At 38.9% G+C, this 11,406-nt stretch carries 9 protein-coding genes and 1 pseudogene; 9 read left to right on the top strand and 1 reads right to left on the bottom strand.

Annotation, left to right across the window (positions count from 1 at the left end; translation table 11 throughout):
* Positions 1-116 precede the first annotated feature (116 nt).
* The 8 genes from yycF (at position 117) to rlmH (ending at position 8,055) form a co-directional block, all read left to right on the top strand.
* Positions 117-830: a response regulator YycF gene (gene yycF / locus ACFPOH_RS15075; protein ID WP_342470774.1), complete on the top strand. Its 714-nt coding sequence runs from the start codon at positions 117-119 to the stop codon at positions 828-830.
* A gap of 5 nt (positions 831-835) precedes the next feature.
* The gene (gene walK, locus ACFPOH_RS15070) at positions 836-2,671 is read left to right on the top strand and encodes a cell wall metabolism sensor histidine kinase WalK (RefSeq protein WP_342470775.1); all 1,836 of its coding nucleotides are present in this window, start codon (positions 836-838) and stop codon (positions 2,669-2,671) included.
* Positions 2,668-3,996 (top strand): YycH family regulatory protein, encoded by a 1,329-nt coding sequence (locus tag ACFPOH_RS15065; protein ID WP_390310483.1) that lies wholly within the window; start codon positions 2,668-2,670, stop codon positions 3,994-3,996. Before walK ends, ACFPOH_RS15065 begins: the two co-directional genes overlap by 4 nt.
* Entirely contained in the window at positions 3,983-4,831 is an 849-nt protein-coding gene (locus tag ACFPOH_RS15060; protein ID WP_342470776.1) for a two-component system regulatory protein YycI, read from the top strand. The genes ACFPOH_RS15065 and ACFPOH_RS15060 overlap by 14 nt, the downstream gene beginning before the upstream one ends.
* Positions 4,832-4,841: 10 nt before the next feature.
* Positions 4,842-5,630: an MBL fold metallo-hydrolase gene (locus tag ACFPOH_RS15055; RefSeq protein ID WP_342470777.1), complete on the top strand. Its 789-nt coding sequence runs from the start codon at positions 4,842-4,844 to the stop codon at positions 5,628-5,630.
* 188 nt (positions 5,631-5,818) lie between these two features.
* Positions 5,819-7,093, top strand: coding sequence for a S1C family serine protease (locus ACFPOH_RS15050; RefSeq protein WP_342580676.1), 1,275 nt, complete (start codon positions 5,819-5,821; stop codon positions 7,091-7,093).
* A gap of 165 nt (positions 7,094-7,258) precedes the next feature.
* On the top strand, positions 7,259-7,423 hold the full coding sequence (locus tag ACFPOH_RS15045; protein WP_096549987.1) for a CxxH/CxxC protein: 165 nt from the start codon (positions 7,259-7,261) through the stop codon (positions 7,421-7,423).
* Positions 7,424-7,575: 152 nt separating this feature from the next.
* Positions 7,576-8,055: a 23S rRNA (pseudouridine(1915)-N(3))-methyltransferase RlmH gene (gene rlmH / locus ACFPOH_RS15040; RefSeq protein ID WP_390310459.1), complete on the top strand. Its 480-nt coding sequence runs from the start codon at positions 7,576-7,578 to the stop codon at positions 8,053-8,055.
* A gap of 642 nt (positions 8,056-8,697) precedes the next feature.
* Here the strand turns inward: rlmH and ACFPOH_RS15035 are convergent.
* A pseudogene (locus ACFPOH_RS15035) lies at positions 8,698-9,705 on the bottom strand (recombinase family protein); the annotation flags it as partial.
* A gap of 337 nt (positions 9,706-10,042) precedes the next feature.
* On the opposite strand from ACFPOH_RS15035, the gene ACFPOH_RS15030 reads away from it, so the two are divergent.
* Positions 10,043-11,011, top strand: coding sequence for a serine hydrolase domain-containing protein (locus tag ACFPOH_RS15030; protein ID WP_096550003.1), 969 nt, complete (start codon positions 10,043-10,045; stop codon positions 11,009-11,011).
* The last annotated feature ends 395 nt before the right edge of the window (positions 11,012-11,406 follow it).

Genomic DNA, 11,406 nt, shown 5'->3' with positions numbered 1-11,406 from the left:
ATAGTTTTGGCATGCATGAAAACACGAAGCATGATAGATTTAATAATAATGGCATATTAGCAGATGACAGTTTTGATTGATATAGATTCACTTATTAGATAAAGGAGGATTATATAATGGACGGCAAAACAATCTTGGTTGTCGATGATGAAAAACCCATTGCGGATATTTTGCAGTTTAATTTAGTAAAAGAAGGATATAAAGTGATTTGCGCCTATGACGGAGAAGAAGCATTGAAAATGGTGGAAGAACAGCAACCGGATTTAATGTTGCTTGATATCATGCTTCCAAAAAAGGACGGCATGGAAGTTTGCCGCGAGGTTCGTAAAAAATACGATTTTCCCATTATCATGCTTACAGCAAAAGGATCCGAAATCGACAAAGTATTGGGCCTTGAAATGGGAGCGGATGATTATGTGACAAAACCTTTCAGCACGCGGGAATTGATTGCCCGCGTAAAAGCGAATATGCGGCGTCTGAAAGCCTCTGCACAAAATGAGGAAGCGAAAGAGGAATCAAACAATATTACAGTTGGTTCATTAATCATCCAACCGGACGCTTATATTGTCCAAAAACGCGGTGAAACGATCGAATTGACCCACCGTGAATTTGAACTCTTGCATTACTTGGCAAAACATATTGGTCAAGTGATGACCCGGGAGCATTTATTGCAAACCGTTTGGGGATATGACTATTTCGGTGATGTCCGGACAGTGGATGTAACGATTCGACGTCTCCGTGAAAAAATTGAAGATAATCCAAGCCACCCGACATGGATTGTCACTCGCCGCGGCGTCGGCTATTACTTGCGAAATCCTGAACAGGAGTAGAATGAATGCAGAAAGTCAGTTTTTTCCGTTCGATTCATGTAAAGCTTGTATTAATTTACGTACTGCTTATTATTATCGCATTGCAAATTATCGGAATCTATTTCTCCAATAAGTTGGAAGACAGCTTAAAGTCCAACTTTGAAGATTCCGTTCTTCAACGAATCGATTTAATTGAATACAGTATCCGCGAAGAGTTGACAAAGGAACGGGATGAAACAACACCTACTTTGGAACAAAGTTTGAATGCCGCTTTGCGGGAATTTGCAACAGGCGATATCAATGAGATTCGGGTCATCGATCGGCGCAATCGGGTAATCGCCACTTCCGATTCGGAAAACCAGGCCATTATCGGGCAGCGTTCCAATGATGATATTGTAAAGAAAGTCATTTCTTCTGAAACGGACCAAGAGGAAATTGCTTTGGATCCGGAAACGAATACAAGGGTTTGGGTCATTGCAACGCCCATTTTAAGTACCGTTGATCCGAACAGCGAAGTGATCGGTGCAATTTATATAGAGTCCAACATTGAAAAAGTATATGACCAAATGAATGACATTAACCGCATATTCGCTGTTGGTACAGCCATTTCCTTGGTCATCACGGTCATCCTGGGTATTCTGATTGCAAGAACAATCACCAGACCCATTTTGGATATGCGTAAGCAAGCGCAAGCGATGTCCAGAGGAAACTTTTCAAGAAAAGTGCGAGTGTACGGCGATGACGAAATTGGCCAATTGGCGATTGCGTTCAACCACTTAACGAATCGCTTGCAGGAAGCCCAATCTTCAACGGAAGCGGAGCGAAGAAAATTGGCTTCCGTCTTGGCCAACATGACGGATGGGGTAATCGCTACAGACCGCAAAGGGAAAATCATCTTGATCAATGATCCTGCGTTAAACTTTTTAAAAGTGACCAGGGAGGATACGTTAAACCGGCCGATTGCCTCTGTTCTGGGAATTGAAGATAACTACAGTTTCGAAGACTTGATTCATATGAAAGAACCAATCAATTTGGATATCAGCACAGAAGAATCACCGCTTATTTTGAGGGCGAGCTTCTCTGTGATCCAAAAAGAAACCGGTTTTGTGAACGGTTTGATTACGGTATTGCACGATATTACAGAGCAGGAAAAAATCGAGATGGAACGCCGTGAATTCGTAGCGAATGTTTCCCATGAACTGCGGACGCCTTTGACAACCATGAGAAGTTATTTGGAAGCTCTTGCGGATGGTTCCTGGCAGGACGAAAACATTGCTCCTCATTTTATCAATGTAGTACAGACGGAAACGGAACGGATGATTCGCCTTGTGAACGATTTGCTGAGTCTATCCAAAATGGATTCAAAGGACTATCAATTGAATAAGGAAGTCGTTGAATTTAATAGTTTCTTCCATCGGATTATTGACCGGTTTGAGATGTCAAAATCCCAAAATGTGAAATTCATTCGCTATATACCGGAAACGCCTTATTTTGTAGAAATTGATACTGACAAGTTGACACAAGTCATCGATAATATCATTTCGAATGCCATCAAATACTCCCCTGACGGCGGCAACATTCGATTTGGCTTCACCGTTCAAGGGAATATGTTGAAAGTGATGATTTCCGATGATGGAATGGGAATACCAAAGGAAAATCTGGGTAAAATCTTTGACCGATTCTACCGTGTAGATAAAGCCCGATCCCGGGCGATGGGCGGAACCGGACTGGGACTTGCGATTGCCAAAGAAATGATTAAAGCCCACAACGGAACAATTTGGGCTGAAAGTGAAGAGGGAGTAGGTACAACGATATTCTTCACTTTACCGTATGAAATAGATGGGGCTGGTGATTGGGAATGAAGTATATCGAGCAAATCAAATCCATTGTTCTTCTTTTCCTTGTCCTATTAAGCATTGTTTTAACGTTTTCCATTTGGACCTATACACCAAGCCTCCAGGTAATTGAAGAATCATCGCAAGTGGATCAGTTGATGGTTGGAAAGAAAAAGAATCTTCAGGAGGTCATCAAACCTTACCGGATATTGGTCAGGGATCGAGGTGAATGGAAAGGAACGATTGGTTCAACAGCCATCAATGATTTGATGGACATTCTGCCAAACTGGAAAGGTTCCGAACTTATTCCGGTTCAAAATAATATGTCCATTAAAAAAATGAATGATTTTATTCGGATGGATCAACGCATTACGTTCTTCTTTTCCGAAGAAGTGCCAATCAAGGTATTCCACTCCATTGTTCCTTTTTCCCAGGATGATTTGCCGGAATTGACGTTCAACAAACTGATCATGGATTGGAGCAAAGTCGATTCGGAAAAGGTGCTGACGGTTTATTTTTTGAGCGGAACCCATCGGACTTTATATAGCACAGAAATCAAAATGAACGAAGTATATTTTCAATCGACGGTTTTACAAGCGTTGGAAGGATTGGTCGCTTATCAGGAAGTGGAGCGTTCCAATGGACTTTCATTATATGTGCCGAAAGATGAAATTGAATTGGTACAATATACGTACTATATTGATGAAATACATCCGGATACTTTCAGGGATATATTGTTCTATGACCCGGCGATTGTCCGGAAAAACGTTGAGAGTCAAGAATTGTTAAAATATACAGATGGTATGACGTTAATGACGGTGGATGTAAAAAATCGATATCTGAATTACGTGAACCCATCTACTGAAAGCATGGCGGAATTGCCGGCTTCCCGCTTACTGCTCGACAGTTTTGAATTTGTAAATGAGCACGGAGGTTTTACCGGGGATTACCGATTAACTTCCATCAATGAACAGAAACATATTGTCGAATATCAATTGTACAAGCAAGGTTTCCCTGTTTTCAGCACAGATACCACAACAAGGATTACAACGACGTGGGGGGAAAATCAATTATTCAGATATAAAAGACCGTATTTTCTGCTGGATTTGGATATAAACTCTGAAAAATCCCAACGGAAAGTATCGCCAGGGCTCTCGGCCGTCGATGTTCTTGAAAAATCAAAACAACTCCAGTTGAATGAAGTGGATGATATCATTCTTGGATACTATTTAAAACAAAATGACAATAATCTATTATTTACGTTGGAACCTGGTTGGTTTGCGTTAAGTCAAGGCAGCTGGAAACGCATTGCGCCGGAAGCGACAGGAGGGGGAAAGAATGGACTGGAGTAAATCCAAAACCATATTCATTATCGTGTTCTTCATCTTGGATGTTTTCCTTTTCTCCCTCTATTTGAACCGTCATATCGAAGCCCAACAAGTGAAAGTTTCCGGTGGCAAAACCATTGAAGCGAGATTAAAAGATGATCACATTACGTTTAATTTGCTTCCGACGGTTGAAAGTGCCCCTTATATTTCAGCAAAGGTGACGGATTTCAACGAGGAAAACATTCAACTGAAAAACTATCAACAAATGACAGTAGAAAATGACAACAAACTGATCGTGACCTTGAAGGAACCGGTGAAACTTCGGAATATTAAAGAAAAATCGAGTTTCAATGAGTTCATCAGAAATAACGTATATAAAGGCTCCGCATATTCGGTGTGGAAAATAAACGAGGAAGAACGGACGGCGATTTTCTTCCAAAATTTCGATGACAAAACCATCTATTATAACATTCACGGCATCGTAAAAATTTATTGGAATGAAGATTTGGAAGTGACGAAATATGAACAGACGATGCTAAGCAATTTCGAGGAATTCGAGGAAGAAGAAACCCTTCTCCCTCCATATCAAGTTATTCAAATTTTATATGCGCGGGACTTGCTAAAACCAAATTCCCGGATTGCCGAAATCAAACTTGGCTATTCAACCCTCGTACAGCTGACGCAAACCCAAGTGTTTGTGCCTACATGGAAAGTAAGGGTTGTGACGGCTACTGGAACAGAAGAGGAATATTTCGTCAATGCTGTAGACGGAAAAATCATTGATGTACAATCTGATTTGACGGTAGATGTAGATGAAACAGATGAACTGGAACAATTGAAAGAAATAGAAGAAGAATAGGGTGTACAATATGCGGTTTAGTGTGTTAGCGAGCGGCAGTACCGGAAATGCCATCTATGTGGAAACAGATGAACATGCCTTTTTGGTGGATGTCGGATTGAGCGGGAAAAAGATGGAGCAGCTCTTTGCCAAAATCGGCCGCGAAATGGGCAAACTCTCAGGCATTTTAGTGACCCATGAACATAGCGACCATATAAAAGGGCTCGGTGTCATTGCAAGGAAATATAAACTGCCGATCTATGCAAACGAAAAAACATGGAAAGCATTGGATGAACATGTAGGAAATATTCCGGTGGATCAACGTTTTCTGTTTAACATGGAATCGGTAAAATCATTCGGCTCTTTGGATATTGAATCCTTTGCCGTATCCCATGATGCGATCGATCCGATGTTTTATGTATTCCATGAAAACGGAAGGAAGCTGGCCATCATCACGGATACAGGCTATGTAAGCGACCGGATGAAAGGAATCATCCGCGGCGCCGATGCATTCGTTTTCGAAAGCAATCATGACGTGGGCATGCTCCAAATGGGGAAATACCCTTGGTCCATCAAGCGCCGAATATTAAGCGATGTCGGACATGTTTCCAACGAAGATGCAGGAGTCGCCATCAGCGAAGTGGTTGAAGAGAAACCTACCCACGTCTATTTATCCCATTTAAGCAAGGAAAACAATATGAAGGAACTTGCCCGTATGACCGTCAAGCAAGTATTGGCCTCTTATGGCATCAAAGAAGGGGAATTTTTGCATTTGCATGATACGGATGCGGAAGAACCGACATTGCTTGTGCCGGTATAAAAATTTTGATGATCAGAACTTTGTATTTTTAATACAAAGTTCTTTTTTGTTTACCAAGAATAATTGTTAAAATTTGAGTGTCAGGACCATAATGAATGAAGATTTGAAATTTTTTAGGTGCGCATTCATGTAATTTTATTGAATTAGATGTATCATATTGACGATGAGAGAATGAAAGGAGAATGACTATGAGTTTTTATCAAAATGATGATCAGAATAAATCGGATAAGGATTTTTCATCGTACTCTCCTTTACAAGAACAATTAAGAAGAGAAGAAGAGGAAAAGAAAAGTCGGCAAAAGAACAAAAATCGGGGAGGTTTCGGTTATTTCTTCGTCGGATTTTTCGGGGTCATTGTGGGCGCCCTGCTGGTTTGGCTACTTATGATCCCTTCTTTGGAAGATGATTCAGGCGGCATCGCAAATAATCGGACGGAAAATACGCCGAAAATTACACAAACGGCAACGGAAGTGACAACGGATGTAACGAAAGCCGTTGAAAAAGTGTCCAAAGCCGTTGTGGGAATTACAAACATTCAGGAAGTGTCAAACTTCTGGACGCGCCAATCACAGGAAACGGAGGCCGGCAGCGGTTCAGGGGTCATCTATAAAGTGGATGGAGGCAAAGCCTATATAGTTACCAACTACCATGTGGTGGAAAACGCCAAACAATTGGAAGTGACGTTACCTGATGGAACGAAAGAAAATGCGGAATTAGTGGGAAGCGATATTTGGACAGACTTGGCGGTTGTGACCATCCCAAGTAAAAACGTCGACACTGTTGCGCAGTTCGGCGACTCTGATGTCTTAAAACAAGGGGAAACGGTCATCGCCATTGGCAATCCTTTGGGATTAGATTTCTATGGTTCCGTGACGACCGGTGTCATTTCCGGTAAAGATCGATCTGTTCCTGTTGATTTGAATGGGGATGGTTATGAAGATTGGGAAACGGAAGTATTGCAAACAGACGCTGCCATCAACCCTGGTAACAGTGGAGGCGCCTTGGTCAACATCTCCGGTGAATTGGTGGGCATCAACTCAATGAAAATTGCGGAGTCCACTGTGGAAGGTTTAGGATTTGCCATCCCGATCAATACAGTAATCCCGATTATCGAAGAACTTGAGCGAAATGGTGAAGTCAAACGGCCGACAATGGGAATCGGTTTGTTGGATTTGACGGAAGTGCCAGCCTACTATCAAAAACAAACTTTGAGATTGCCTGACGATGTGACAACAGGTGTCGTTGTGACGGAAGTGGTACCAGGTTCTCCAGCTGATAGGGCCGGTATGGAGAAATACGATGTCATTGTGGAGATGGATGGAAAACCAATTGAAAACTCCATTGACTTGCGGCAACATCTATATAATGATACAAAAATCGGGGATACCATGAAAGTGAAAGTCTACCGCCAAGGAAAAATGATGGAACTTCAAGTGAAATTAACCGAGGGCAGTCAACTATAATTGTGGATAAATTACACTTATCCACATGATTTATTCACAAAAGAGTAGGAATGAAAAAATCCATTATTTCCTACTCTTTTTTTGTTTGCTACAATGTTTTGTGGATAAAATAAGAAAAATGTGAATAACTTTGTGGAAAAATGAATCAAGAAGGAGGGATTGGAAATGAAAAAATTTTGCTGTGAAACGCACGTAAATCATGCATTGGACATGATGGTTGCTGAAACAAAAGAATATCCGATATTAGAGAAAGTGGATGAGGAACAACAATTATCCACAAAGTGCGATTACTGTGAAAACGAAGCGAAATATATTGTATCAAGAAAATAACTTTACACAAAATATAGATTTAGGTTGTGGATATGTGTAAAACTTTTGTGGATAACTTGTTTATAAATAAAAATCCAATGTGGATTGGCTGTGAATTTCTAAATTATATGATTTGTTAAACAATTGGAGTGAATCAAGTTAAAGGTGAGAAGATGAATATTTCAATTATTTCAGTCGGAAAGTTAAAAGAAAAATATTTAAAAATGGGTATGGATGAGTATGTGAAGCGCCTTTCCGGTTATGCAAAAATCGAACTGATCGAAGTGCCGGATGAAAAAGCGCCTGAAGAATTGAGCGAGGCGGAAATGGAGTTGGTGAAAAAGAAGGAAGGAGAAAGGATTTTATCTAAAATTCCAGATGGTACATATGTGTACGCCCTCGCCATCGAAGGGAAAATGAAAACTTCGGAGGAATTTGCGGAAGGGTTGGAAAAACTGATGACCTATGGCAAAAGTAAAATCGCCTTTGTCATCGGCGGATCCCTTGGTTTACATAAAGATGTCTTCAATCGGGCAGATGAAAAAATCAGCTTCGGCCGCATGACCTTCCCCCATCAACTCATGCGGCTTATCTTGCTGGAGCAAATCTACCGCGGTTTCCGGATTATGAAGGGAGAACCGTACCATAAATAGAGGCAAAAATTGTTGTAGGTAAGTTGGTAATTCTTTATCGGAAGCGGGTATTGAAAAGGTGTGTTCATTATCCGTTTCGCGATATAACAAGTGGATTAGTGTAAAAGTTTTCGATATATTCATTTCAGTAAAATCAAATTCAAGTTCTATATTTTTTATGGTTCTGGTTCTATCTTTTTGCTTGATTGTTATATTTTCAATTAACAGCTGGAGTAGCTGTTTTTGATTTTCCCTAGATGTCTTCTTGTAAACAGATAGGAATTTTATAAGTAAATTTTCGATCAACTCTGGTTGGATTACTTTTGAATCGATAGAACCTAATTGTATTATAATTTCATTTTTCTTTAGTTCTAACTCTCTCTTTTCATTGGAGACCTTTTGTAATCTTTCTTGCAGTATATCCACAGGGAGAGTGTTTTTCTCAAAGGCTTCCATATACTTTGTTTGTAACTGTTCAATTTCCTTTAATCGCCTTTCAATCCCTACTAGTTCTTTATTAAGTTGGCTTATTAAATTAGCAGAACTAGAACTAATGTCTAGGAGAGTCTTATACAACTTTTTCTTATTAGAACTGAATTGTTCAATTTTCTTGGTAACTGTATCTTCTGCTTCATATGCCTTAATGGAATTTGCTTTACAAGCAGCGGATCCTTTATTATGAAAATCGCTACAGACGTAATAACGGTGTTTTCGTTTCGTTCCATCTCTTCTTGTATGTGTTGTAATGGATGGAACCATTCCTTGACCACAATCAGGACAGCGTAAAAGGCCACTAAGTAAAAATGGTTCGTTTGATTGACGCTGCTTAAATGATTTACTTTTTCTCCTTGCTCGTACAACGTTCCATAGTTCGTCCGAAATTATAGCTTCGTGTTTTCCTTCAACTAGGATGGGGTTTGGATTTTTCCCTTTTCTCCGTTTGGTGTCCCAATTCTCAACTTTTAGCCAACTGATTTTACCGTTATATACAACATTGTCTAGGATTTGTGCTACACCGTTAATAGAAAAATGCCGGTTTCGCTTCGTTCTAAATCCTGCTTTATTTAAGTAGTTAGAAATTGCTCTTAGGCCTTTCCCATTTGCATACATATGATAGATTAGCTGTATTATCTTAGCTTCCTCTTCATTGATAACAAGCTCTTTCTTAACAGTGTCATATCCAAATACAACTCCGCCGTTCCATCGACCTTCTAATGCTCGTTGTTTCATTCCTAGTTTTACATTTTCGGATAAAGTATTACGCTCCATTTCAGCAATAGAAGCCATAATTTGAAGTACTAGGCGACCTATTGGACTACTGGTATCAAAGTTCTCCGAATAGGATATAAATTTCACGTTGTATTTTTCAAACTTATCTAGAATCATGAGTGTGTCTAACATATTTCTAGAGAGTCGAGATATTTTCCATACTATAACGGCATCAAATCTCTCATTTTCAACATCTTTAATTAGCCTCTGCATTTCAGGACGTCCATTTACCGATTTACCGCTAATTCCTTCATCGACATACTCATCGACTACTTCCCATTTATAAACTTGAGCATATTGCCGAAGTGTTTGAAGTTGTGCTGCTATACTGAAACCTTCTTTTGCTTGTTCTTCTGTACTAACGCGGGCGTAGATTGCTACTCTTTTTATTTCTGGTGTCATATTTATCCTCCTTTGCCTTTATAATACTATGAAAATATTGGAAAGGGAAAAAGGATTCAAGTTTCTATTTGTTTATAGCAAACCTAGTAAAAATAAATTGTAACCAAAAAAATAGATATGTTTAAGGAATTATTAATATGATGTTGAGTAAAAACGGAGTTGTAGAAAGCAAACTTATAATAACAGGAAGGATAGGTTGTTGAGAAAAGTTCAAAAAAAGAATTGAGAATAATTTTATAATAGATTATTCTTTATTACATCAATATTGATCAATCACTTTAATGAAAGGAATGTATTGATATATTTGACGTCAATGTATTAATACGAAAAGGTAAGTATGAATAATAATCCAATTACTAATTTTACGTATTTAATAGAAAATGATTATTCAAATATAGCAGGCATTGCTATTTCAAAAAATGGAAGTATGGTTTTTGAGCAATATTTTCATGAGTATACCAAGGATGATGCATTGCATGTGGCTTCTGTAACAAAAAGTATAGTATCAGCTCTTATTGGCATTGCAGTAGATAAAGGATATGTTAAAAATATAGAACAGAAAGTATTAGAGTTTTTCCCGGATTATACGATTAAGCGTGGCGAAAAAACAATACAAAATGTCACTATTAAAAATTTATTGACGATGACTGCACCATTTAAATACAAGTCGGAGCCGTATACAAAGGTCTATTCGAGTGATGATTGGGTAAAAGCCGCATTAGATTTACTAGGGGGAAAAAGCGATATTGGGGAGTTTAAATATACTACCGTTGGAATTAATATTTTGTCTGGTATTCTTACAAACGCAACTGGTCAGTCAGTGATTAATTTCGCTACAGAAAACTTGTTTAAACCTCTTGGAATAAAGGAGCCAAATAATGCATTTATACAAAACAAAGAAGATTATTTAGCTTTTCTCAAGGATAAATATGTAACTGGTTGGATGGCAGACCCTAAAGGTGTAAATACCGCCGGTTGGGGGCTTACTTTAACGCTAAGGGATATGATGAAGATAGGTCAGTTATATTTAAATGGTGGTTTATGGGACGGTAAGCAAATTTTATCTTCCAAATGGATAGATGACAGCACAAGTGAAAAGAGCCGATGGGGAGAGTTGTCATATGGTTACTTGTGGTGGATTGTTGATGATGGCTATGCAGCTTTGGGTGATGGCGGAAATATAATTTTCATAAATCCTAAAAAGAAAATAGTAGTTACTATTGCTTCTCGCTTTATGCCACGTGCCAAGGATAGAATTGAATTGATTAGAAAGCATATTATGCCATTGTTCGATCGAATAGTGTAAAGAGATTATGAAGTTTTCTTCTTAAACTATCAGGTGAGTTTGAGGATTATATTCAGAAACCAATAGACTTAGTTATACTAAATGATATTAAACCTGCTTTAAAGCCAACTATTCTAACGACTATTACATTTAGATGTAGTATAGATTTATGGACACAACTTGGTTAAGTCATTAATATTAAACTAACGAAAGGTTGTGTCCGAATCATGAGTCAAAAGCGCTATAATCAAGAATTTAAACAAACAGTAGTTGAGCTTTATCGCTCAGGTGTATTTTGCAATAGAAAAGTGCAGAGAAATGCAATTAAAAATGCAGAGGTTTGCCACCCATTTAATTCCTTTTCGACAATGCGTGGGACAGTCTATAGCTCTCGCCATGAAAAGAGATGATATGGG

It is taken from the genome of Ureibacillus suwonensis (genome assembly GCF_042655065.1).
Classification (GTDB): Bacteria; Bacillota; Bacilli; order Bacillales_A; family Planococcaceae; genus Ureibacillus; species Ureibacillus suwonensis.
Note: the sequence above shows the minus strand (reverse complement) of the source record. Positions and strands in the feature narration are given on the sequence as shown.

Excerpts from the sequence above, each read along its gene's own strand:
- yycF (WP_342470774.1), top strand. The coding sequence starts at position 117 with ATGGACGGCAAAACAATCTTGGTTGTCGATGATGAAAAACCCATTGCG.
- walK (WP_342470775.1), top strand. The coding sequence starts at position 836 with ATGCAGAAAGTCAGTTTTTTCCGTTCGATTCATGTAAAGCTTGTATTA.
- ACFPOH_RS15065 (WP_390310483.1), top strand. The coding sequence starts at position 2,668 with ATGAAGTATATCGAGCAAATCAAATCCATTGTTCTTCTTTTCCTTGTC.
- ACFPOH_RS15060 (WP_342470776.1), top strand. The coding sequence starts at position 3,983 with ATGGACTGGAGTAAATCCAAAACCATATTCATTATCGTGTTCTTCATC.
- ACFPOH_RS15055 (WP_342470777.1), top strand. The coding sequence starts at position 4,842 with ATGCGGTTTAGTGTGTTAGCGAGCGGCAGTACCGGAAATGCCATCTAT.
- ACFPOH_RS15050 (WP_342580676.1), top strand. The coding sequence starts at position 5,819 with ATGAGTTTTTATCAAAATGATGATCAGAATAAATCGGATAAGGATTTT.
- ACFPOH_RS15045 (WP_096549987.1), top strand. The coding sequence starts at position 7,259 with ATGAAAAAATTTTGCTGTGAAACGCACGTAAATCATGCATTGGACATG.
- rlmH (WP_390310459.1), top strand. The coding sequence starts at position 7,576 with ATGAATATTTCAATTATTTCAGTCGGAAAGTTAAAAGAAAAATATTTA.
- ACFPOH_RS15030 (WP_096550003.1), top strand. The coding sequence starts at position 10,043 with ATGAATAATAATCCAATTACTAATTTTACGTATTTAATAGAAAATGAT.